This window comes from Maritimibacter sp., assembly GCF_016774595.1.
Taxonomy (GTDB): Bacteria; Pseudomonadota; Alphaproteobacteria; order Rhodobacterales; family Rhodobacteraceae; genus Maritimibacter; species Maritimibacter alkaliphilus.
The window spans coordinates 39,187-61,868 of sequence record NZ_JACBWT010000001.1; the positions used below are offsets into that span (position 1 = coordinate 39,187).

Consider the following 22,682-nt stretch of genomic DNA (forward strand, 5'->3'; position numbering starts at 1 on the left):
GAAGATGACCACAGCACAGGAACTCGAAGCGCCCGAGAAGATGCACAACGTGCCGGAAATCGACATCTCCGCCTATCTGGAAGGCGACCGAGAAGGCACCCAGCGCATCGCGGAAGAGATCAACCGCGCCTGCACCGAAATCGGTTTCTTCACCATCGTCGGGCATGGCGTCGATCGCGAGCAGATCGAAGAAACTTACGGTGTCGCGGCCGAATTTTTCCGCCTGCCTGTCGAAGACAAGCTGAAGATCAAACAGCCCGATCCCTCAATCAGCCGGGGCTACACGCCGATGAAGGGCGAGTCGCTCGGCGGAATGGGGTCGGCTGCGGATCTCAAGGAAATGATCGATATGGGGCCGGTCGACGTGCCCGGTGGCGAATACTACGAACGCGCCGAGGCGGGCAATCATTTCTACCAAAACCTCTGGCCCGAAAAGCCGGAGCACTTCGAAGAGGTGATGAAGAGCTACTACCGGCGCATGAACCGGCTGGCCAACGACCTGAGTGCGCTTTTTGCTCTTGCGCTCGATCTCCCGGAGACCTTCTTTTACGACAAGCTCGACAAGAACATGAGCGCGCTGCGCATCATCTGCTACCCGGAACAGGACGAAGCGCCGGAACCGGGCCAACTGCGCGGCGGTGCGCATACCGACTACGGCACGCTCACGATCCTGATGTCGGATCAGTCGGCCGGTGGGCTTCAGGCCAAGCACCGCGACGGATACTGGGTCGACGTCGTCCCGAAGCCGGGCTCCTACGTCATCAATATCGGCGACATCATGCAGCAATGGACGAACGACCGTTGGGTTTCGACGCTGCACCGTGTCGTGAACCCGCCGCTGGAGCTCGCTAACACGTCGCGCCGTCACTCGGTCGTTTTCTTCCATCAGCCGAACTACGACGCGCTAATCGAAACGCTCGACACCTGCGTCACCCCGGAAACCCCGCTCAAGTATGATCCCGTCACCTACGGCGATCACTGGATGGGCAAATGGATGGCCACCAAGTGACCTCGCTTCGCCTCGCCTTCACCGGGGATATCATCCCGATCCGGCCCAACAGCCCTTTGCCTGATGGGATGGCATCGCTTTGCGCGATCCTCGAAGACGCCGACTTCTCCCTCGGCAATTTCGAGATCGCGTTGGTCGAAGGCGGGGCTCCGACCGAGAAGCTGCTGAACATCAAGGGCGATCCGGCGCTCGCCGCAGATCTGCCCGCGATGGGCCTCGACGCGGTCACGCTCGCCAATAACCACGTGCCGGACTATGGCGTGGACGGGATCCGCCAGACCCGCGCACTGGTTGAAGCACAGGGCGTTCCGGCGATGGGCTTCGGTGAAACGCTGGACGAAGCACGCGCCCTGCACGTAAAGGAAATCGACGGGCGCACCGTCGGCGTGATCGCCTGCACCTGCCTGACCCCGACAGGCATGACGGCCGCTGAAACGCGGGCCGGCCTGTCCCCGTTGCGCATCCACACGGGCTACGAGATCGACCCGTGGTACCAGATGGAGGAGCCGGGCGACCCTTCCGTCGTGCGCATCCGCACACGCCCCTTCGACGATGACCTGGCTGCCATGCAGGCCGCAATCCGGGCCGCGCGGACCACCTGCGATATCGTGATCGTCACGATCCATTGGGGGTTCGGTAGCGGCGACGACCTGGCGGAGTATCAGGAACCGCTCGCCCGTGCCCTGATCGACGCGGGCGCCGACGTCATCCACGGCCATCACCCCCACGCCATCCATCCGGTCGCGTTCTACAAGGGGCGGCCGATCCTGTTCGGGCTGGGCACCTTCATCGGACAGCAGGTCTTCCTCGATGCACCGCAACAGGTGCTCGACATGTGGGCCGAGATGTCGCCGGACGGAATGCTGGCCGAGATCATGGTCGACGCCGCAGGCACCTATGCCGTCACACTGCATCCGCATCGCTTCGACGTCGACCGGCTCGCACGCCCCGCCGACCCTGTCGAAGCCCGCGAGATCGCAGAAAGGCTCGCTCACCTCAGCGCCCCGTTCGGAACTTTTGTCGAATTTCGGGAGGACGGAACCCTAACCGCTTCCCACCAACCGTCGCGCCCCGGCAGCTCCGCCGTGGCGTGACACCCACCACTTACGAACCCAACCACACACGAAAAGGAACGCGCATGACCCTCTTCAACTTCACCCGACGGACAGTCATGGCGGGCGCAACTGCCGCAGTGGCGACGGCAATGGCCCCCGCATTTGCACAGGACGAGGAGCAGATCATCGCGATCAGCTTCCCGAACTCCTCCACCATCGGCGCCGTAACCACCTCGCTCAACCGCTCCAAGGAATATGGCGCCGAGATGGGCTACAAAGTCGTGGTCGACGATCCCGGCTCGGACATGAACAAGCAGATCAACACGATCAAAACGTGGATTCAGCAGGGCGTTCCGGTGATCGTCGCCGTCGTGCCGCAACCGGACGTCTTCGAGAGTATCGCCAAACAAGCACGCGAAGCCGGGATCAAGTGGATCACCTATGGCGAGACGCTGGAAAACCAAGACGCGACCGTCGGCTACGCGCAATATGACGATGGCTTCCGCCTTGGCGAATACGCGGGCGAGTGGATCACCGAGAACCTCGGCGGCGAAGCCAACGTGGCCGTGCTCGGCTACGAAGTCGCAAGCTGGGGTCAGCTGCGCGGCAACGGGATCAAGGAGGGTCTTGCCTCGACCGCGCCGAACGCGACCATCGTGGCCGAGCAGGATGCGATCAACCCGTCCGACGGTCTGAGCGTCACCCGCACGCTGCTTCAGGCGAACCCGGACATCAACGTGATCCTGGGGATTGAAGACCCTGCGACCGAAGGCTCATACAAAGCTTGGGTTGCGGCTGGTAAAGATCCGCACGACCCGAATGCCTTTATCGGCGGCATGGACGGCACGCCCCCGGCGCTGCAGTATTTGAAAGAAGGCGACAACGTCTATCGCGCCTCGATGGCGATCCCGCTTCTCGAAGTCGGCGAAGCGATCGTGGACACGGCCGACCGCCTGCTCGCGGGTGAGGAAACCGGCAACGTGATCGTACCGCTCGAGCTTGTCACGGCCGGAGACGAAGCCGCGTCTAAGTACCTCGCCCAGCAAGGGTTCGAATAAGACCGACCGCCCCGGCGACAGCTTCGCCGGGGCCACCTTCACTGGGGGTACCCATGGCATTCACTGTCAAAGGCCTGAGAAAAAGCTACGGCGCCGCAGAGGTTCTGTCCGGCGTTGATATCGATGTTGCGGATGGCGAGATCCATGCGCTGCTCGGGGCTAATGGCGCCGGAAAGTCCACGTTGATCAAGTGTCTTTCAGGCGGCACCACGCCGACCGCTGGTGACATCACGATCGACGGTCAGGCCTTCCGTGCCATCACCCCTCAGGATGCGCGCGCCGCGGGGATCGCGGTTATCCATCAGGAACTTTCGACCGCGCTGTCGCTCAACGTCTGCGACAACATCTTTCTCGGTAACGAGTTGCGGGTCGGCCCCTTCGTGCGCCGCCGCGAACAGCACCGCGAGGCGCAGCACTGGCTGTCCACGTTGGGGGTCGACGTTTCGACCCGCGCGGAACTGACCAGTCTGGGCAATGCCGAACTGCAGGTGCTGGAGATCATCAAGGCGCTTCGGACCAACCCGAAGCTCCTCATCCTCGACGAGCCGACCGCCGCACTCTCGGAAAAAGAAGCGGATCTTCTGGGCGCGCATCTGCGCAAGCTTAAGTCCCAGAACCTGCCGATGCTCTACGTCACCCACCGGCTGAGCGAGGTCTTCTCGCTGGCCGATCGCGTGTCCGTTCTGCGCGGCGGCAAGGTCGTTCTGTCCGGTGCCACCGAGGATTTCAAACCAGAGCATGTCGTGAACGCGATTGTCGGCTCGAACATCGACCGCGTGCGCCGCGTCACGCCCGTGACAAATCCCAAGCCCATGCTGTCGGTCTGGAACCTCAGGGCCGTCAACCTCGGCCCGGTATCCATGAATGTGAGCGCTGGCGAGATCGTCGGTGTTTTCGGCCTCGTTGGTTCCGGGCGCACCGAACTTCTCGAAACCCTTTTCGGCGCGTCGCGGAAGGTCGACGGAGCGGTCACGCTGGACGGCAAGCACTATAGTCCCCGCGACACTGCGACCGCCGTTCGGCAGGGTGCCGCTCTCGTACCCTCGGATCGTCTGAGAAAGAGCATCGTGTCGGGCATGTCGGCTGCGGACAACATGCTGATGTCCGCGATGAACGTGATGGATCTGTTCGGACTCCGGCGCCCGACCCGCGAGGCGAAAGTGTTCGATGCGGAAGCGGCCAAACTGAACCTCGTTCCGCGCGAACCGACACTCGAAGCCCGCCGTTTCTCGGGCGGGAACCAGCAGAAGCTGGCAATCGGTCGGTGGCTGCACGGCCTGCGTGATGTAAAGTTGCTGATGCTCGATGAGCCAACGCAGGGTGTCGACGTCGGCGCGCGCAAAGATATCTACGAAGCTCTGCGCGCCGTATCCGCCGAGGGCCACGCCGCCATCCTCGTCACCTCGTCCGAACCGGAAGAACTGTTCCAGATCGCGCACCGCGTGATCGTACTCTCGGACGGCAAAGTTGCCGGGGAACTCAGCGGCGACGACGTGACCGACAGCGCCATGATGGCGCTCGCCCACGCCGCCGAGCACCAAGACCTGTCCCAACCCGCCAGCGCCACTTCGGCGGCGGAGACGACCAAGGAATTCGACCATGTCTGACGCACAGAATGCCATGCCCACTCTCGAAACGCCCAAGAAAGCCTTTCGGGCTCGGCTCTCCAGCGATGCCGTCGTGACCAACATCCTTCTGGCAGCACTGCTTTTTATGGGTCTGTATTTCTCGTTCGAAAGCTCGGCCTTCTTGAGCCTCCGAAACTTCGAGGTGATCCTCACCAACTACGCTGCCGTCGGTGTCGTCGCGGCGATCATGGCGCTGCTGGTGATTTCCGGGAATGTCGATCTGTCAGTCGGTTCGAACATCGGCTTGTCCGCGATGGTCACGGCGCTCGCCGTGACGCAGGGCAACGTGGCGCCCGGGCTCGCGATGCTCGCTGGCGTCGGAACCGGCGCAGCCGTCGGTGCGGTGAATGGTTTCCTGTGCGCCGTTCTGGGCTTCAATCCGATCATCGTGACCTTGGGGATGTTGTCGCTGATCCGGGGCGTCACGCTGTTGGTCAATTCCACCGAGGTCTACGGGCTGGGAGATACATTCTTCTGGCTGGGCAACGGAGACCTGCTGGGCATCCCGGTCCTGATCTGGGCGGTGGCCGCATCCTTCTTACTGGCCGCCGTATTCACCTCCTTCACGATCTGGGGCCGCTTCATCTATGCGATCGGAATCAACCGGCACGCAGCGGAATTGGGGGCGTTGCCCGTCAAGCGCATGCTGTTTTCGCTTCACACCGCAGTCGGGGCTGCCGCCGGGATCGCCGGTGTCTTGCTTGCAGGGCGTCTGGACGGGGCGTCGCCAGGCTCTCTAGGCTTGCAACTCGAAATGCAAATCCTCACCATCGTGTTGCTGGGTGGTGTCGCCTTCGCCGGCGGACGCGGACGCATTCTCGGGGTCGTGACCGCTTGGCTCTTTCTTGGCGTTCTGGAGAACGGGCTAACGCTCTTGAACGTTCCGCCTTTCGTTCAACTCGTTGCAAGCGGCTTAGCTTTGGTGCTCGCAGCGAGTATCGATGCGCTTGGATCGTGGTACCAGCGTCTGCTTCAACGGCGTCAAGCACGTATGAGGTCATGAATGAGCCCACGTACGCTGCATGCTACAGACTGGAACCGGTCGTTTTTCTAAGGTCCGGCGAATGATGGCTTCCTGCTCTGTGCAGTCTAGTGTCACGATCGGCCCTGAGCGGACATTCGCCAAGCCGGCCTTCGCTGCGCCGCGGCATTTCCGAAGCGGTCGTTGGTGGCAACGCGCAGCATCGTCTTCCAGCTTGAGATCCGCAATGCGGACAAGCGGGCCTTCGCCGGACTTGCGGCAAATTCTAATTTCGCAAAACCTGCCATGATCGGTTCTTGCCGGGGACAGAGGTGTATGAATTCGGGCTAACCCGTTTTGGGTTGTCACTCGCTCAGAAGGCAAGCAACCGGGTCGGCGGCTCCGGCATTGTCATTCAGGATAACCCATTTGTCGGCTGCTCCGGGACTGTCGGTAATGTATACCCAAAGGTCAGCGATCCGATGGTTTGACGTGAGATCGCTCCTCAAAAGCCAGCAGTCTGCTGCCTGGGCGTTCGTTGTGAGTATGATCCATACATCGGCGGCTCTTGCGTTTTCCGATACGTAGACCTGTGCATTTCCGATGGACGCCCAGAGGAATAGCAGACCGACTATTACTAAAAACCTCATCTCTCAAACCTTTCTGTAAGTCACGTGCACGACCCCCTGACCATCGACCTGAAGCGCACACCACCATCGCCCAGCATCTGCCATGTTACCAATCGGAAAGCTCGTTTCTATCTTCGCAGATTTTGGCCGGCCCCAAGCATTGGGTATCTTTTCGCAGCGTAGCATCGGCCACTTTGAAACGACATGGACATGCGGCAGCGCACGATGGGGAACACCCAATTGAGCGGGGCACCTGACAAAAACGGCCCATAGCCGCCGCTCGATTATACTGCTTGCTGTGTGCATCGATTCCTGATGCTACCGTTCGGTCACAGTGGTACGCGATTAAGGCTGTGAACCTCGCCCGGTTCCTCGATCTGAAAACTTCTCTGGGAAACGGTCCCATTGATTTGGTTCATACAATCGGTAACGGTGGCAGCAGGGCAAAATACTAGACCCGCTTGTTCATCGTTTGGATCTGCGTGCCGAGCATACACAAGAGGAATTACTTATGGCCAATGCACGTGCCGATAGGTTTTCAGCTGGCGAGCAAGGTCTAGGATACATCTATCAGGCGCGTCTTGCCCTGCTGCACCTGCTTCAATTGCCAGAGGACACGGCTGTTTGTCTCGAAAAGGACGATGACCTCGATTTCGTCGATAGTGACGGTGGCAAGTCCTTGGCCTCACTCAAACACAAGGCGATTGGCGATAGATTGAATAACCTGTCGACGGATTTCTGGAAGTCCGTCAACATCTGGCTGGAGCGTTACAAGCGGGATGGCCGCGCTGCATCGAACCTGAGGTTCTTCTTATTCACCACCGGCACGGTCTCAACCGGCTCGTTCCTTGCTCGTCTTCTCCCAGATCGGACTGTCGCTTCCGACGACGGAACAACGCTGACCGAATTGGCCGATGCCGCGCTTGCCGAGTCGACTTCAAGACTCATTGCGCCGATCGCGATAGCGTTCAACGAACTAGGTGAATCTGAGAAGCAAGATTTTCTTGAGCGCATCCTGATCTTCGATGGCAGCCCACGCATAAGCGACATCCCGGCGCTAATCAGGGACAAGTACATGAGGCCCATCCGGCGTGATCACCGCGAGTTTGTCTTCGAGAGGCTGGAAGGCTGGTGGACCGATGCAGTGATCAAGCATTTGACCGGCGACAAGCCGGAAGGGATTTTCGGCTACGAAGTGTCGGACAGGCTCTCAAGCTTCGCAGAAGAATACAAGGCAGACAACCTTCCTATCACCTTCCGCGGGAAGTTGCCTGCGGACGAGATTGACACCGATACGGACCCACGCCTGTTCGTGGTCCAACTGCGCGAGATTGGTATTTCCTCCAATCGGATCAGGAGCGCAATTCTGGATTATTATCGGGCGTTCGAACAACGATCGGCCTGGGCGCGCGAGAATCTGCTCGTGTTGGGAGAGGTCGAGGAGTACGAAGATCGCCTCACCGATGAATGGGGGCGCTACAAGGACGTCGCTTTCGAGAAGTTGAAGGACGACAGTGCGGAGGATGCTCTGCGTGAAGCCGGCGCGGCTCTCTACAACTGGGCGGAATTTGAGACTGGAAAGATCGAATCCCTACGCATTCGCGCGCGGGTGACGGAGCCCTATGTCCTTCGCGGCAGCTACCACATTCTGGCGGATTCCACCCCCGAACCCAAGGTCTATTGGCATCCGAGATTTCTCGACCGCCTTGGCAATGTCCTGGGGGTGGCCTCGTGAAGCGATGGGATCAGCGCCCCTTTGAAATTCGGAACCTTTTCAATCCTGCATTCTGCGGCTTGGTCCTGTCACGTGCCCTGCACGGCTACGAGGAAGACGACGATCGCGGCATGCCATTTTCGCTGTCGCTGCTTGTGCTGCCACTGTGCCTGCACAAGGATTCGCGCGAGGTAATCGTCGGCAGTCCACGCAGCTACCTGCTTAAGACCGTAGAGAAGAACCAGCAAATCATGGTTGGCTTCGCCGACCGGGTTACACAGATGCTGCCGTATGCCTTGGAGGGGTTCGGTCTGCTTATGGAACGGGGCTGCATCGCCGTCGCGGACGATGGTCGCATCCAGACCGTACCCAAGAAGGTCCGCAAAAGCGTAGATGGAACCGCCGAAACCGTTGCCTGCCAGAAAGTGGCGCGGATCGTCGGGAAGGAGTTTGCACGCATCGCTGACCGGGCGACCGTTTATGCGACTTTCGGGATTCGACCATGAAGATCAGATCCATCCACATCTACAGCCATGACGGCCAGCGCCGCGACATCCGTTTCAAGGTAGACGGACTCAACGTCATCACCGGTCGCTCCTCCACCGGCAAGTCTGCGCTCTCTGAGATCATTGAGTACTGCATGGGACGCTCCTCGTTCAACGTCCCCGAGGGCATAATCCGCGACAAGGTGTCCTGGTTCGCCGTGATTTATCAGATCGAGAAAGAACAGGTGCTGATTGCCAAGCCGACGCCGCCCGGAGGTGGCGCCAGTTGCAGCACGGCGATGTTGCGGAGGGGTGCCCAATTGCAGGTGCCCGAGTTCAAGGATCTGGCGGTCAACACTGACGATGACAGTATTGTCGAACTGCTGTCGCGCTTGCTCGGCATTCCCGAGAACCGCACGGAAGTCGCGCTTGAGCACAGCAGAGTTAGCTACGACGCGAACGTCAAGCATACGTTCTACTATCTGTTCCAGAAGCAGGGGCTGGTCGCCAACAAAGATCAACTTTTCTATCGCCAGAACGAGCAGTTCCAACCGCAGACAATCCGCGACACGTTGCCAATCTTGCTTGGCGTCTCCACCCCCGATCGCTACGAGTTGGAATCAAAGCTGCGCTTAGCGCAGCGAGATTTGAGGATCAGCAACAAGAAGCTGGAACAGGCTCGGGACGCTGTCGACACGTCGCACGAACAAGCTATCGGACTCTACTCAGAAGCCAAGACGGTCGGGATCATCGGAAACACCGACGAGGACCCGAATGCCGACGGGATCATCGATGCATTGAGATTGGCCCTGTCGTGGAAGCCCGAAACGGTGCCAGACGACGACGGCAGCCGGGTTTCGTTTTTGGAAGATGAGCTGGCCCAACTGCGTCAGGATCGCCGTGATACGCAGGCCGGGATTGACGCGGCACGACAGTTCGCCAAGCGGGCGGGCGGATACGAAAACGAGGCCGCCGAACAGATAGACCGGCTAGCCTCAATCAAGGCGCTGCCGAAGAACCCCGACAGCGGTGAATGGCAATGGCCGTTCAGCGAACCAAACTTGGCGCTGGAATCCCCGATCGCCGTCGTCCTGCTCAATGAATTGGAATCGCTCGACAAAGAGTTGCGCATCGCCACCGGCCAGCGCCCCAAGCTCGAAGCCTACCTGGCCGAACTGACCAACAAAGCGGATGGGATCATCGGCGATATCAAGCAGAAGGAAACGGAGCTGTCCGCGGCGATCTCAGCCAACGAAGTCATCGCCCAGATGGGTACCCGCAACAACGCCGCCGCGCGCGTGGTTGGCCGTATCAGCCTGTTCCTGGAAACGCTCATCCCGAACGAGGATCTTGCCAAACTCGAATCGGAGAATCGCCGTCTCAACAACAAAGTTAAGCAGCTTGAAGAACAGATCGGTGCTGACGACACAAACGAACGCCTGACATCGATCCTCAACAACATTTCCGCAAAGGCGTCGCAATACATCCAGAAGTTCAACGCCGAATTCGGTCGTTACCCTGCGCGACTCAACCTGCCGCAGTTGACAATAGTTTTCGATCGACCCGAGCGTCCCGTGCCGATGGGCAGGACTGGCGGCGGCGAGAATCATTTGGCATACCATCTGTCGGCACTGCTCGCCCTGCATTTATTCGCGGCGCAGAACAACTGTCCGATTCCGCGATTCCTCTTGATCGACCAACCAACCCAAGTCTACTTCCCCTCCGAGCAGGTATACAGGGATGCTGATGGTTCGGTGCAGAAAACGGAAGCCGACGCCGACCTCAATGCGGTGCGCCGGCTGTTCGAGCTGTTGCTGAAGTTCACCCAAGACGATGTGCCGGGCTTCCAACTGATCGTCACTGAGCATGCGAATCTTCGTGACCAGTGGTTTCAGGATGCACTCATCGAAATACCATGGACTAAGCCCCCCGCATTGGTCCCCGAGGATTGGCCGCTGAGCGGTTGAATGATCGTAATGCACTGAAGTGCATCCCACCCTCTGCGACGACTAAGAGCGCGGAAATCTCCCGCGTCGTGATTGAAGGGCAATTCTGCCGAGATCTTGCGACTACCACACTGTCCTGCGCTCAGACCGCTTTCTGCCCCTCGCAGCGCGACTGACAGCTGTCTCGCTGCGGGCTGCACGAGCGCCAGCTCCTACGGCTTGCTGCTGCTGTCTCACGGCGCCTCTGTAAGTCCGCTTTCCGCCCATCATGCGGAATGTCGACGTGTGCCGCACCGCAGCAGCTTGCAAATTGCGCGAGACATACAGGAAGGCGGACATTCGATTTCTGTTCCATCTCGGCGAGCGCGACTCTGGTCGAAGTGTTTAGGTTGGCCTGCGGGAAAATCAATGACTTACAGTGCCTTACAAGTAATTTACTAAATCGGCCCAGTCATCAGGACTGGAGAATAACCCGCCGAGAGAACGTTTTTTTTGGTCAAGAGCCGATACCGCGGTGTTCAGCCCACACCGCAAACCCCTTTGAAAATACGGAAACATCCGGCCCCAGCCAGGTTGAGAGAACGCTTTCGCGAGGGCAAGTGGCGGAGAGACAGGGATTCGAACCCTGGAGACGGTTTCCCGCCTACACACTTTCCAGGCGTGCGCCTTCGACCACTCGGCCACCTCTCCGTGCCGGGGTATCTACCCGGACCCGGCCCCGGCTTGCAAGGGGCGATTTCGCATGTTTTTCGGGGGTCAGTCGCCGTCGAGCCCGTCTTCGGGCGTGACGTCGCTGTCGGGGTCGAGTCGGGGGTCGTCCGGGCGGCGGATCGTGACGCCGGTCGCGTCGCTCGACGCCGCCACGGGGCGCAGCGCCTCGGGGTTGCGCAGCCAGATGTCGCGCTGTGCGAACGGGATCTCGATCCCCTCCTCGGCGAAACGGCGCGCGATCTCGTGGTTCAGCTCGTCGCGCACCTTGAGGATGAAGAACACGTCCGACAGGATCGCGCGGATCTGAAACTCGAGCGCATCGGCGCCGAAGTTCATGAACCCGACCTGCGGCTCGGGGTTCACCGTGACCATAGGGTGATCCATCACGATCTCCATGAGGATCTCGGACACGCGGTGGGTATCCGATCCGTAGCCGACGCCGATGTCCATCACCAGCCGCCCGACCCGGTTGCCGCGGGTGTAGTTGGTGACCACCCCGGAAATCAGGTCCGAGTTCGGGATGACCACGTCGGTGCGGTCGAAGGTCTCGATCCGGGTGGAGCGCACCGAGATGTCCTTGACGATCCCCATGCGCCCGCCGACGTCGATCCAGTCGCCTTCGGAAATCGGACGTTCGATCAGAAGGATGATGCCCGACACGAAGTTCGACACGATGTTCTGAAGGCCGAAACCGATGCCGACCGACAACGCACCGGCGACGACGGCGAGCGAGGACAGGTTGATCCCGACCGAGGTGATCGCGATGACGGCGGCAAGAAAAATGCCGATGTAGCCGATGCCCGACGTGATCGCGTTGCGTCCGCCGATGTCGATCCGGGTCTTGGGCAGAACCGTCTGTTTGAGCATCCCCTGGATCAGGCGGGTCAGCCCGATACCCAGCAGGAAGACGACGATCAGAAGCAGCACGTCCGAGGGCGAGATCACCGTATCCCCGAAGGTGATGCCGCGCATCATCGTGCCCCAGATTTCGCGCAGGTCGTTCTCCCGCGCGCCCCAGATCAGGGCGAAGAACGGCAGCGACAGGATGATGGCGACGAAACTGCCCAGAACGGGAACAAGCGCGTTCTGCGCGTCCGCCGTGGTGGTTTTGCGCACCATGCCGTAGAGGTCGACGAAGAACCCATGCAACACCAGAAGGAAGCCGATCAGCGCGAAGGACGAGGCCGTGTTGAACACCGCCGTCCCGGCAAGCTGGGAATAGCCGAGCACGGCGAGGATCGGGCCGACGATGCCGACGATCATCAGCAGGCGCCCGGCCAGCGACAGGGTCCGGTCGATGAAGTTCGGCCCCTCTTCGTCCTCGCCCGTTTCGATCGACTCGCGGTGATTGCGCAGGAGCCTGCCCATGCGCACCATCAGAACGCCCGCCAGCACCAGCACGGGGAGTTCGAGCACGGCGCGCGTCGCGTCCGGGTAGCCCTCGAATTCCGCGAGTTGGAACACGAAGACGTAGAGACCGAAGGACAGGCCAAGCATCGTCGCCTCGAACCGCCCTTCGGCGCGGGCGAGGTTGCCGAGGTTCAGAACCTGACTTTCCGCCCCCGGCATCCCGAAGACGCGCACCCCGAGCCAGCGGGCGAGGATGAGGTTGATCCCGATACTCAGCATGAGTTGCGCGATAAGCTGGGCGCGTTGGGCCATCAGCCCCGACAGGCTGAGTGCGAGGATCGCGGCGACTAGGCCGAGAAGCGGGACGATCACCTGACCCAGCGAGATCAGGAAGCTCCAGACGCCGCGCGCAGGCCCGTCACCGCTCGACCGGACGCGGTTGCCCGCGTTGATGACCCATTTTCGCCCGCGAAACAGCAGCACGAAGGCGATGACGAGCAGGATGATCGCCGGGACCAGCGCCTGCCGGAATTCCGCGCGCTGCGTTTCGGTGTCGAGCGACGACCGCGTGCCGTTCCACGCATCGCGCATCGTCGCGCCAAGGTCGGACAGGGCCTGCGACCAGTTGGCGGGGTTGAGCGGATTCGGCCCGGCCGACAACAGCTCTTCCGTCTGGCGGGTGCGCAGCAGGTCGTCGATCTCGGAAATGATCGTGTCGGCGCGGGCAAAGGCCACTTCGGCGGCCCGCACCGGGGTTTCGATCTGGGCCAGTTGGCTGGTCAGTTGCTCGCGTTCCCGCGCCAGCGCCGGGCTTTCGGTTTCGCCATCGGCGGGCGGCTCGGGAAGCGCCGCGATCTGGTTGCGCAGCGTGGTGATGCGCACCTTGTTCTCGTCGCTCGCCGCCGCGAACTGCGCCCGCCAGCCGTCGATCTCGTCGCGCAGCCCTTCGAGCACCTCGTCCGAGGCCCGGCCCGCTTCCAGCGCCCGTTCGGCCCGCGCGGCCACCTGAGACCACGCGTCGTAATCCGGCGCGCCATCGGGGGGCTCGATCCCCTGCATCATCTGCTCGGCGGCGGACACGGTGGGATCGTCGACGATCGGCGCGTCGATTTCGGGTTCGGGGGCCGGGTTCTCCTGCCCGGCGGTGTCCTGCGCGGTGGCGAGGACCACGCTCACACACAGCGCGGCGAGCGCCAGCCAGAGTGTTTGGGCGGTCCGCTGGATCATGCGTCCTCGAACACCGTCGGCAGGTCGCGGGGCTCGCGGGCGAGGAACGCGGGCACCGGCAGGCCTTTGTCGCGCAGGAACTCGGCGTTGTAGAGTTTGGCCTGATAGCGCGTGCCATAGTCGCACAGGATCGTGACGATGGTCTTGCCCGGCCCCATCTCACGCGCCATCTGCACCGCGCCCGCCATGTTGATCGCCGACGATCCGCCGACGCACAGGCCTTCGTATTCGAGCAGGTCGAACGCATAGGGCAGCGCCTCGGCATCGGTGGCGCGGTATGCCATGTCGGGGGTGAAGCCTTCGAGGTTCGCGGTGATGCGCCCCTGCCCGATCCCCTCGGTGATCGAGGAGCCTTCCGAGGCGAATTCGCCCGTGGTGTAGTAGCTGTAAAGTGCCGCGCCCTCGGGGTCGACGATGGCGGCCTTCACGCCCTTGGGCTGAAGCGCCATGCCAAGGCCCGCAAGCGTGCCGCCGGAGCCGACCGCACAGACCACGCCATCAACCTTACCGTCGGTCTGGTCCCAGATCTCCGGCCCGGTCGTTTCGATATGCGCCTGACGGTTCGCCACATTGTCGAACTGGTTGGCCCAGATCGCGCCCTTGGGGTCGGTCTTGGCGATCTCGGCGGCCAGCCGGCCCGAGTATTTCACGTAGTTGTTCGGGTTCTTGTAAGGCACCGCCGGCACTTCGACGAGTTCCGCACCGGCGATGCGGATCATGTCCTTCTTTTCCTGGCTCTGCGTTTCGGGGATCACGATGATGGTGCGAAAGCCCATGGCGGCGCCGACCAGCCCGATGCCGATCCCGGTGTTGCCCGCCGTCCCCTCGACGATGGTGCCGCCGGGGGCCAGCTCACCGCGCGCGATGGCGTCGCGGATGATGAACAGCGCGGCGCGGTCCTTGACCGACTGGCCGGGGTTCATGAACTCGCATTTGCCGTAGATGTCGCAGCCCGTCTCTTCGGACACTTTTTTCAGCTTCACCAGCGGGGTGTTCCCGATCAGATCCACCAGATCCTTGCGCGTGTCCATGAGCCTGCCTTTTTATGTCGTCACATTCCCTCTTCTTGGTATGTGACCGGGGGGCGGGTATCAAGCATCCCCGCGCAATCGTGCGCGGTTGAGTGCCAGCCAATAGGCCGAGGTGACGAGCGGCCCCGCCGCCACTTCGCCCGTCTCGACCAGCCGCATGAAGTGATCGAAGGATATGACGTGCGAGCGGATGTCCTCCGCCTCGCTCGCCAGCCCCGCGACGGTGCCATCCTTGGCCAACAGATCGGCCTCGGCCACGTAGGCATAGATGAACTCGGTCACCGCGCCCGGACTGGGATAATGCCCGCTGACGTAATGCAGTTTCGTGACGTTCAGGTCGGCCTCTTCCAGCGCCTCGCGCCGGGCCGTCGTTTCGACCGCTTCGCCGGGGTCGACGCGGCCCGCGATGGGTTCCAGCAGCCAAGGTTTCGGGTCGCCGCGCATATAGGGCCCCATGCGGAACTGCTCGACCAGAAGGACGGTGTCGGCCACCGGGTCGTAGGGCAGCACCGTTACCGCATCGCCCATGCGAAAGGCCGCGCGGGTCACCGGCGCGCTCATCGTGCCGTTGAAACGGCGGAACGTCAGATCGACTTCGCCCACGGCGAAATAGTCGACATAGGGCTGGCGCGTGGCGAACACGTCGATGTCAGTGGACGTGTCCATGTCCGAGCGGAGCGTTGCGGGAAGCGAGGCCTCGGCCCGCACCCGCGCCGCGGCCCGAAGCCGGATGAGCGGCATCCGCGCGGCAAGTTCGGCCCCGGTGATCCGGCCGAAATATCCCATCGCCTCGCGCGCCGCCGCGACCCAGAGCGGCGCGTGCAAATCGGCCCAGTCCGACAAGCGCCAAGCCACGCCGGGCCGCGCATCGTGATCGGGCTGAAACCGCAAGGCTTTCCGGGTCTCGCCCCCCGAGGTCACGTCGACCTCGATCAGGTCATAGCCGAACCCGCCCTCGAAAAAGTCCAATCTCGCACGATGGGTGTCGGTCAGACCGTCGAGGATCAGACCATCGGCCTGCGCGCCCGGCGTGGGCACCAGCATGGGATAGTCCTGCCCCTCGACCCAATGGGTCTGGTAGTCGCCCAGACAAGCGGGCACGGCCACCACACCGGATGCGTCCCCCAGCACCACGTCGCGCAGGGCATCATGGCACAGGGTGCCGAAAACGAAGATCGGAAGGCCGCTCACCGTGTCCGCCGTGCGACCCAGTTGGTGATGAAGCCGACCAGAACCCCGCCCAGAAGCGTGGCGACGATCACGTCGGGCTGCGCAACCCGGATGCCGTAATCCATCATCGCTTCGAACACGCCGGCGACCGCTTCCATCACGGTGCGGTAGGAATTGCGCAGGGCCCGCGTCAGCATCAGGTCCGAGGCGAAGATGAACATGGTCAGGAAGGCCTGCACGATCGAAGAGGTCAGCCCGATCGCAACCGGGTTCCCCTTGCCCTTTTGCAGCTTCGGCCCCGTGAAGAACCAGCCGACGATCAGCCCCATCGCAGCCGCGACCGGGTGCAGCCACGTAAGCGGTGTGCCTTCGTCGAAATAGGGCCGCGTCAGTTCCGAAACGCCGACGCCAAGCACGGCAAGCAAGATCGCGGCCACGAGACCCGCGAAGGTCGGCAGTCGTCTGGCATTCATCCGGGCCATGTCTGGCTCCTCAGGCGGGTTTTCCCACGGTGACCTGCACCACGTCGCAGTTGCCGGTGTGGAACGCCGCGGCGCAGCCTGCAAGGTAGAAGTTCCACATCCGCCGGAACCTGTCGTCGAACCCCATGGTCTGAATCTGGTCCCATTTCGCGTTGAACGTATCGAACCAGCGCCTGAGCGTCACGCTGTAGCTTTCCCCGAACGCGATCTGGTTGCGAAACGCGAGTCCGGCCTTGTCGATCTCGGCCCGCAGCACCGTCTTCGAGGGCAGCATCCCACCGGGGAAGATGTATTTCTGGATGAAATCGACGCCCTTGCGATAGCGTTCATAGCGCCGTTCGGTCAGCGTGATGATCTGGAGCGTCGCCTGCTTGCCGGGCTTCAGGCACTTCTTCAGCGTCTCGAAATAGACCGGCCAGTATTTCTCGCCCACCGCCTCGAACATCTCGATCGAGGCGATGCCGTCGTATTGGCCGGTTTCGTCGCGATAGTCCTGAAGCTTGATCGTCACCCGGTCGGAAAGCCCTGCCTTTTCAATGCGATCCACGGCATAATTGAACTGCTCCTGACTGATGGTCAGGCAGGTGACCTGTAGCCCGCGCTCTTTCGCGGCATATTCGGCGAAACCGCCCCAGCCGCACCCGATCTCGAGCACATGGTCGCCGGGCTGCGCGCCCATCTCGTCGATCATGCTGGCGTATTTCTGTTCCTGAGCCTTTTCAAGGCTTTCCTGCCCGGTCTTGAAGTAGGCGGAACTGTAGGTCATCGTGTCGTCAAGCCAGAGCGTGTAGAAATCGTTGCCCAGATCGTAATGGGCCGAGATGTTCTTTTTCGCCTGTTTCTTGGTGTTGCGTTGCAGCCAGTGGCGGAACCGTTCATAGGCGCGAATGATGCCGCCGCCGTTGAAGCCCGCGTAAAGCACATCGTTCCCGTCCTGAATGAAGTCGAGGAAGGATTGCAGGTCGGGCGTCGACCAGCCGCCCTCGATGTAACTGTCGCAAAATCCCAGATCGCCCTCGCGCACAAGGCGGGCGAAGACGTCGTCGGAATGGATATGCACCTCGGCCACGTGCCCGGGTTCCTTCCCCTCGGCGCGGAACGTCCGGCCATCGGGCATCACGAAATCGACACGGCCTTTGCCGATTTTCTGAGCGATGAAGAAGACCTGCGGAAAATAGCGGGGCAAGTCGGATTGCCCCTTGGTCGAGGTGTGGATCATTCGGTCGTCCCTGTCTTTTTGGATAGGTGAGCGGATTTTTCCCGCTCTCGCAAGGGTTTCTTAACTTTCTGAGGCTTTCGGACGCGCCTCGTATGCGGCGAGCGCGGCTTCGCGCCCCTCCTTCAAACCCACGACAGGTTCGCGCGGATAGTTTCCGCCCGGCTCCATTTTCCAGCTTCGCGGGATCGCCTCGAAATAGTCGGTGGCGGTCTCGGGCGGGCTGGTCTGCCCCTCGGCGATCCAGCGTTTCTGATAGGTGCCCTTGGGGTCGAACTTCTCGCCCTGCGTCTCGGGGTTGAAGACACGGAAATAGGGGGCCGCGTCCGGGCCGCAGCCCGCCACCCACTGCCATCCCATCGCGTTCGAGGCCGGATCCCAGTCCGTCAGGCAATCGTCGAACCACGCCTGCCCCACGCGCCAGTGGATCATGCAGTGCTTGGTCAGGTAACTCGCCACGATCATGCGAGCACGGTTGTGCATGTAGCCGGTGACGTACATCTCGCGCAGCGCCGCATCGACGAAGGGCACGCCCGTCCGCCCCTGCTTCCACGCCTTGACCTCGGCCAGTCGTTCATCCTCGCGCCACGGAAAGTCATCCCACCCCTCGCGCCAGTTCTCGGTCAGCATCTGGGGGAAGTGGTAGAGCAGATGATAGGCGAACTCGCGCCAGACCACCTCTTTCAGGTAATGCTCGGCCCCCGCCTTGCCCGCGTCCTTCGCCCGCGCCCCGGCGGCCCAAAGCTGGCGCGGGGAAATCTCGCCATAGGTCAGATATTCCGACATCCGGCTGGTCGCATCCTCGGCCGGCAGATCGCGGTCGGCCTTGTAGGCGTCGATCTTGTGCGCCACGAACGACCCGAGGCGCGATGTCGCCGCGCGTTCGCCCGGATTGCAGTATTTCGCGAGCACCCCGGCCCCACGGTTCATATCCGCGCCAAGCGCCCAGTCCGCCAGATCGTCGCTGTCGGGCCAGCTCTCAGGCCCGGTCAGGTCCGGCGTCGGCAGCGGGTCATCGACGTCGCGGTCCTTCACGGCGCGCCAGAACGGCGAGTAGACCTTATAAGGCCCGCCCGTCTGAGTCTCGACCGTCCACGGCTCGAATATCAGGTGGCCGGGGTGGCTTTCGGCCACGATACCTGCATCCTTGAGCGCGGATTTCACATCCGTGTCCCGTTCGATCGCTTCCGGGTCGTAAAGCCGGGACCAATGCACTTCGGTCGCCCCGGTCTCTTCGATCACCTCGCGCAACACGTCGCGCGCGTTGCCGCGCCGCAGGATCAGCTTCAGGCCGCGGTCTTCCAGAGCCTCGGAAAACACCCGCAGCCCCTCGCCCAGCCGCCATTTCGCGGCGGCGCCCAAGCCATCGACGGACTGGTCACGGATGAACAGGGGAATGACAAGGCCGGCATTGGCGGCAGCCCACAGGGCGGGATGGTCGGACAGCCGCAGATCGCGGCGAAACCAGAGGATGACGGTTGAAGCACTCATGCAGGGTCTACGCCCCGTAACCCCGCCCGGTTCAACCGTTTTCGACGAAATCGCGGAACGCGTCCATGTTCTGCCGGGTCTGCTTTCGGAACATCCCCGGCATCAGCGTCGCCATCACCCTGAGCATAAGGCTGCTGGGCCGGAATTCGCACAGCATCGACCACTCGGTGTTGCCCTCGTCGGTTTCCTCGAAGTGGTTTTCGTTGCGGTTCCACATGCCGTCGGCCTCGTAGATCGCGACGAAGCGGTCGGGCAGCGCGTTCTCTTCGATGGTTTCCACCATCTCGATGGTCCGGCTGCCCATCTGGTAGACCAGTTTCGACTTCGCGCCCGCCTGCCCCGGCGTGCCGGACAGGTGCGTCATCGACACCAGCCCTTCCTGCCATTTCGCGAGGTTTTCGGGGTTGTCGAATTTCGCGATCACGCGGTCGCGGGACCGGTCGATGGTGGTTTGTTCGACATAACGCATGGCAGCCTCCGTTTGCGCCAGAGTGCGCGCATGATGTGGACTGTCAAGCGGTGTGAACCCCCGGCAACACGGGCCGCCGGGGGCTTGGGTCACTCTGCGGCCAGAGCCTCTTTCACCGTCGTGCGCTCGGATGCCAGACCCTTCCAGATCGCGTAGCACATGAGCAGCAGGATGATCGTGAACGGCAGGCCGGTGGAGATCACCATCGCCTGAAGCGATGACAACCCACCCCCGACAAGGAGCGCGATGGCGACGGCCCCCTCGAAGGTGCACCAGAACACGCGCTGCGGGACAGGCGCATCGACCTTGCCGCCCGCCGTGATCGTGTCGATGACCAACGAACCGGAGTCGGACGACGTCACGAAGAACACGATGACGAGCACGATCCCGATGGTCGAGGTGATCGCGGTAAGCGGCAGGCCCTGAAGCATCGCGAAGAGCGACAGTTCCGGCTTGTAGCTGTCGATCACGTTCGCCTTCACCGCCGAGGCTTCCGGGCTCGCCACCATATCGGCGATGGCGGAGCCGCCGAAGGTCGCCATCCAGAACACGCAGACGAGCGACGGGATGATGAGAACGCAGGTGACGAACTCGCGCACCGAACGACCACGGCTCACGCGGGCGATGAACATGCCCACGAACGGTGACCAGGAAATCCACCAGGCCCAGTAGAACGCGGTCCAGCCTTCGCGGTAGCCGTCATCCGTCCGTCCGATCGGGTTCGACAGGGGAATGATCTCCTGAAAATACCCGAGAAGCCCGGTGAAGAAGTTGCCGAACACCTGCACGACGCCCGCCGTGATGACCACGAAGAGCAGGAGCGCGACCGCGACCACCATGTTGATCTCGGACAGGATCTTGACGCCCCCGTCGAGACCCCGAAGCACCGAGACGAGCGCGATGGCCGTGATCCCGCAGATCAGGATGACCTGAACCGTGGTGTTGACCGGCACGCCGTAGACGAAGCCGAGCCCCGCATTGGCCTGCTGTGCGCCGATGCCAAGCGAGGTCGCCAGACCGAAGAGCGTGGCAAACACCGCGAGCACGTCGATGATGTGGCCCCACCAGCCCCAGACACGGTCGCCGAGGATCGGGTAAAAGGCCGAGCGGATCGAAAGCGGCAGGCCCTTGTTGTAGCTGAACAATGCCAGCGACAGCGCCACGACCGCGTAGATCGCCCAAGGATGCAAGGCCCAGTGATAGGACGTGGCGGCCAGCGCCATCCGTTTCGCCTCGGCCACGTTCTCGGGGATGAGGGCGCCGTCTTCGGTGAAGGGACGCACGGCGCCGAGCGGCTCGTCACCCCAAGGCGTGCCGAAGTAATAGGCCGGTTCCAGCACCCCGAAGAACATCAGGCCGATGCCCATGCCGGCAGCGAACAGCATGGCGAACCAGCCGGCGTAACCGTAGTCCGGTTTGGCGTCGACGCCGCCGAGGCGCACATTGCCGAGGGGCGTCACGATGAGCAGAAGGCAGAAGATCACGAAGATATTGGCCGCCGACAGGAAGAACCAGTCGAAGCCCGACGTGAGATAGGCCCTCAGACCCACATCGCAGAACGCGCCCGCTTCGCATCCCTCGACCGCCGAGGCATCGACGCCAGAGAAGAAGTTCGCGGTCGTCGTCGGCGCGATGAAGGCGAACAGCACGAACGCCACGATCGCAAGGCCGGAGATCAGGAAGACCGGGTTGTGGATGTCGAACCCGAAGGGCCCGATCGAGGACTCGATATTGTCCTGCCCGATCTCGTATTCGGTTTCGATCACGTCGGCATGACCCGTTGGTTGGGGTATGCCCTGATCGTCGGTTGTTTCCGTCATGTGTTATCCTTCCTGTTCGCTTAGGCGCCGCGCACGACCATGACCGAGACCTTGGCATGGCCCGCGATCTTGCCGCCGTTCGACGGCCAGATGTAGTCCATCAGCCCCGGCACGTGGCTTTGCATGACCACGAGGTCGGCCCCGGTTTCGTCCACCGCTTTCAGCAGCGCATCGTCCATTTCGGTCGTCGGATCATGCGACGTCATCGCGTGGTGCTTGGTCCGGACCCCATGCAATTCACCTTGCGAGGCCGCGAATTCCCCCAGTTTCTGCGCGAATTCCTCGGGGTTGTGCCCGAGGCTGCCCGGGGTCGATGCGCCGACGGCGACATAAGTGACGTCGCAGTCATAAAGTTTGGCGAGGTCGGCCGTCACCTTGAGCGCATGTTCCAGCCCCTCCAGATGACCCAGATCGACCGGCGCCATGATGTGTTTGAACATGGTCCCCCTTCTCCGTGCAGGTCGGGACCCTAGGGCGCCGCCCGCATCTTCTTGACGTTTCGGGGGGCGATGCGGCGTCTCCGCAACGCGTCCGCCCGTAAGTGAAGGTTAACGTAGGATATGGATTTCGCAAACGAGTTTCCCCATTTGCGACATCGGCGTCGCAAACAGGCGATCAAGCGACGCTGGCGCAGGCCGAAACGGCCCGGGCCGGATGTCGGGCGCGGTGGTGAGTGCCGAATCGAGGGGCTGATTCCCGTCGGAATGGCGGCCTGCCACACGCCCCACTGCGCGATCCAGACCTTCACCATATCCGGCCCGCCAAGGCCGCCATTCAGGCGAAGTCGTCTGCGACGCCCAGGAATGCCGCCTCGTCGCCCGCACCTTCATCGCGCGAATTCGAACCGGAATCCGCACCGGATTTCGCCCGCACCCCCTTCTCAAACCCCAAGGTCCGGCCTATATCTGTCCTGTCCCTTCGGGGACTATGGGCATAAACGCGCTCGTAATAAGCGGATCGGACCCGGGGGCGGTACCCGGCGGCTCCACCAAACACCCGTCGTTGGGGGGACATGGGGCCGAAACAGGATCGACGAACGTGTAAAGGTGTTGCTTTGTCCCGGTGAGATACCACCGTTATCGGTTCACAATGCATAATTGCCAACGACAATCGTGCTCCGATCGCTCTGGCTGCCTAAGCAGTCCGAAAGATCGAAATTTAAGCCCTTGCGCCTAGCAGCGTAAGGCGGGGTTCGCAGGTACCTGGCAACAGAAACCTGCACTAATTCCC

At 62.0% G+C, this 22,682-nt stretch carries 17 protein-coding genes, 1 tRNA gene and 1 other RNA gene; 9 read left to right on the forward strand and 10 right to left on the reverse strand.

Annotation, left to right across the window (positions count from 1 at the left end):
- Positions 1-4: 4 nt before the first annotated feature.
- The 8 genes from HOY44_RS00200 to HOY44_RS00235 all read left to right on the forward strand — a co-directional run bounded on the left by HOY44_RS00200 (position 5) and on the right by HOY44_RS00235 (position 10,506).
- Complete coding sequence (locus HOY44_RS00200) at positions 5-1,009, forward strand: isopenicillin N synthase family dioxygenase (protein ID WP_287432378.1); 1,005 nt, start codon at positions 5-7, stop codon at positions 1,007-1,009.
- On the forward strand, positions 991-2,103 hold the full coding sequence (locus tag HOY44_RS00205; protein ID WP_287432379.1) for a CapA family protein: 1,113 nt from the start codon (positions 991-993) through the stop codon (positions 2,101-2,103). Before HOY44_RS00200 ends, HOY44_RS00205 begins: the two co-directional genes overlap by 19 nt.
- A gap of 44 nt (positions 2,104-2,147) precedes the next feature.
- The gene (locus HOY44_RS00210; protein WP_287432381.1) at positions 2,148-3,122 is read left to right on the forward strand and encodes a sugar ABC transporter substrate-binding protein; all 975 of its coding nucleotides are present in this window, start codon (positions 2,148-2,150) and stop codon (positions 3,120-3,122) included.
- Positions 3,123-3,175: 53 nt separating this feature from the next.
- The gene (locus HOY44_RS00215; RefSeq protein WP_287432382.1) at positions 3,176-4,729 is read left to right on the forward strand and encodes a sugar ABC transporter ATP-binding protein; all 1,554 of its coding nucleotides are present in this window, start codon (positions 3,176-3,178) and stop codon (positions 4,727-4,729) included.
- Positions 4,722-5,753, forward strand: a complete 1,032-nt coding sequence (locus tag HOY44_RS00220; RefSeq protein ID WP_287432383.1) for an ABC transporter permease — start codon at positions 4,722-4,724, stop codon at positions 5,751-5,753. Before HOY44_RS00215 ends, HOY44_RS00220 begins: the two co-directional genes overlap by 8 nt.
- Positions 5,754-6,851: 1,098 nt before the next feature.
- The gene (locus tag HOY44_RS00225; RefSeq protein ID WP_287432384.1) at positions 6,852-8,075 is read left to right on the forward strand and encodes an ABC-three component system protein; all 1,224 of its coding nucleotides are present in this window, start codon (positions 6,852-6,854) and stop codon (positions 8,073-8,075) included.
- Positions 8,072-8,560 (forward strand): three component ABC system middle component, encoded by a 489-nt coding sequence (locus HOY44_RS00230; protein ID WP_287432385.1) that lies wholly within the window; start codon positions 8,072-8,074, stop codon positions 8,558-8,560. Before HOY44_RS00225 ends, HOY44_RS00230 begins: the two co-directional genes overlap by 4 nt.
- Positions 8,557-10,506 (forward strand): DUF3732 domain-containing protein, encoded by a 1,950-nt coding sequence (locus HOY44_RS00235; protein WP_287432386.1) that lies wholly within the window; start codon positions 8,557-8,559, stop codon positions 10,504-10,506. Before HOY44_RS00230 ends, HOY44_RS00235 begins: the two co-directional genes overlap by 4 nt.
- A gap of 579 nt (positions 10,507-11,085) precedes the next feature.
- On the opposite strand, the gene HOY44_RS00240 is transcribed toward HOY44_RS00235, so the two are convergent.
- The 10 genes from HOY44_RS00240 to HOY44_RS00285 all read right to left on the reverse strand — a co-directional run bounded on the left by HOY44_RS00240 (position 11,086) and on the right by HOY44_RS00285 (position 21,892).
- Positions 11,086-11,175: transfer RNA gene (locus HOY44_RS00240), tRNA-Ser, on the reverse strand.
- Positions 11,176-11,241: 66 nt separating this feature from the next.
- Positions 11,242-13,773 carry a DUF3772 domain-containing protein gene (locus HOY44_RS00245; protein WP_287432387.1) on the reverse strand — a complete coding sequence of 844 codons (2,532 nt, stop codon included), beginning with the start codon at positions 13,771-13,773 and terminating at the stop codon, positions 11,242-11,244.
- The gene (locus HOY44_RS00250) at positions 13,770-14,804 is read right to left on the reverse strand and encodes a cysteine synthase A (protein WP_287432389.1); all 1,035 of its coding nucleotides are present in this window, start codon (positions 14,802-14,804) and stop codon (positions 13,770-13,772) included. Before HOY44_RS00250 ends, HOY44_RS00245 begins: the two co-directional genes overlap by 4 nt.
- Before the next feature lie 60 nt (positions 14,805-14,864).
- Positions 14,865-15,995, reverse strand: a complete 1,131-nt coding sequence (locus HOY44_RS00255; protein ID WP_287432391.1) for an NUDIX domain-containing protein — start codon at positions 15,993-15,995, stop codon at positions 14,865-14,867.
- Positions 15,992-16,456, reverse strand: a complete 465-nt coding sequence (locus HOY44_RS00260) for a TrgA family protein (RefSeq protein ID WP_138423079.1) — start codon at positions 16,454-16,456, stop codon at positions 15,992-15,994. Before HOY44_RS00260 ends, HOY44_RS00255 begins: the two co-directional genes overlap by 4 nt.
- Before the next feature lie 10 nt (positions 16,457-16,466).
- Complete coding sequence (locus HOY44_RS00265; RefSeq protein WP_138423078.1) at positions 16,467-17,675, reverse strand: SAM-dependent methyltransferase; 1,209 nt, start codon at positions 17,673-17,675, stop codon at positions 16,467-16,469.
- A gap of 60 nt (positions 17,676-17,735) precedes the next feature.
- Positions 17,736-19,163, reverse strand: a complete 1,428-nt coding sequence (locus tag HOY44_RS00270; RefSeq protein WP_287432393.1) for a cryptochrome/photolyase family protein — start codon at positions 19,161-19,163, stop codon at positions 17,736-17,738.
- A gap of 31 nt (positions 19,164-19,194) precedes the next feature.
- Positions 19,195-19,632 (reverse strand): SRPBCC family protein, encoded by a 438-nt coding sequence (locus HOY44_RS00275; protein WP_138423076.1) that lies wholly within the window; start codon positions 19,630-19,632, stop codon positions 19,195-19,197.
- A gap of 89 nt (positions 19,633-19,721) precedes the next feature.
- Positions 19,722-21,452 carry a BCCT family transporter gene (locus tag HOY44_RS00280; protein WP_138423075.1) on the reverse strand — a complete coding sequence of 577 codons (1,731 nt, stop codon included), beginning with the start codon at positions 21,450-21,452 and terminating at the stop codon, positions 19,722-19,724.
- Positions 21,453-21,472: 20 nt separating this feature from the next.
- The gene (locus tag HOY44_RS00285) at positions 21,473-21,892 is read right to left on the reverse strand and encodes a universal stress protein (RefSeq protein WP_008328444.1); all 420 of its coding nucleotides are present in this window, start codon (positions 21,890-21,892) and stop codon (positions 21,473-21,475) included.
- A gap of 433 nt (positions 21,893-22,325) precedes the next feature.
- Here HOY44_RS00285 and ssrA point away from each other — a divergent pair.
- Positions 22,326-22,675: a transfer-messenger RNA gene (gene ssrA, locus HOY44_RS00290) on the forward strand.
- The last annotated feature ends 7 nt before the right edge of the window (positions 22,676-22,682 follow it).

What these genes read in the sequence shown, in the direction of transcription:
- HOY44_RS00200 (WP_287432378.1), top strand. Translation starts at nt 5, where the DNA reads ATGACCACAGCACAGGAACTCGAAGCGCCCGAGAAGATGCACAACGTG.
- HOY44_RS00225 (WP_287432384.1), top strand. Translation starts at nt 6,852, where the DNA reads ATGGCCAATGCACGTGCCGATAGGTTTTCAGCTGGCGAGCAAGGTCTA.
- HOY44_RS00270 (WP_287432393.1), bottom strand. Translation starts at nt 19,163, where the DNA reads ATGAGTGCTTCAACCGTCATCCTCTGGTTTCGCCGCGATCTGCGGCTG.
- HOY44_RS00205 (WP_287432379.1), top strand. Translation starts at nt 991, where the DNA reads ATGGATGGCCACCAAGTGACCTCGCTTCGCCTCGCCTTCACCGGGGAT.
- HOY44_RS00275 (WP_138423076.1), bottom strand. Translation starts at nt 19,632, where the DNA reads ATGCGTTATGTCGAACAAACCACCATCGACCGGTCCCGCGACCGCGTG.
- HOY44_RS00245 (WP_287432387.1), bottom strand. Translation starts at nt 13,773, where the DNA reads ATGATCCAGCGGACCGCCCAAACACTCTGGCTGGCGCTCGCCGCGCTG.
- HOY44_RS00265 (WP_138423078.1), bottom strand. Translation starts at nt 17,675, where the DNA reads ATGATCCACACCTCGACCAAGGGGCAATCCGACTTGCCCCGCTATTTT.
- HOY44_RS00235 (WP_287432386.1), top strand. Translation starts at nt 8,557, where the DNA reads ATGAAGATCAGATCCATCCACATCTACAGCCATGACGGCCAGCGCCGC.
- HOY44_RS00285 (WP_008328444.1), bottom strand. Translation starts at nt 21,892, where the DNA reads ATGTTCAAACACATCATGGCGCCGGTCGATCTGGGTCATCTGGAGGGG.
- HOY44_RS00280 (WP_138423075.1), bottom strand. Translation starts at nt 21,452, where the DNA reads ATGACGGAAACAACCGACGATCAGGGCATACCCCAACCAACGGGTCAT.
- HOY44_RS00260 (WP_138423079.1), bottom strand. Translation starts at nt 16,456, where the DNA reads ATGGCCCGGATGAATGCCAGACGACTGCCGACCTTCGCGGGTCTCGTG.
- HOY44_RS00210 (WP_287432381.1), top strand. Translation starts at nt 2,148, where the DNA reads ATGACCCTCTTCAACTTCACCCGACGGACAGTCATGGCGGGCGCAACT.
- HOY44_RS00220 (WP_287432383.1), top strand. Translation starts at nt 4,722, where the DNA reads ATGTCTGACGCACAGAATGCCATGCCCACTCTCGAAACGCCCAAGAAA.
- HOY44_RS00250 (WP_287432389.1), bottom strand. Translation starts at nt 14,804, where the DNA reads ATGGACACGCGCAAGGATCTGGTGGATCTGATCGGGAACACCCCGCTG.
- HOY44_RS00215 (WP_287432382.1), top strand. Translation starts at nt 3,176, where the DNA reads ATGGCATTCACTGTCAAAGGCCTGAGAAAAAGCTACGGCGCCGCAGAG.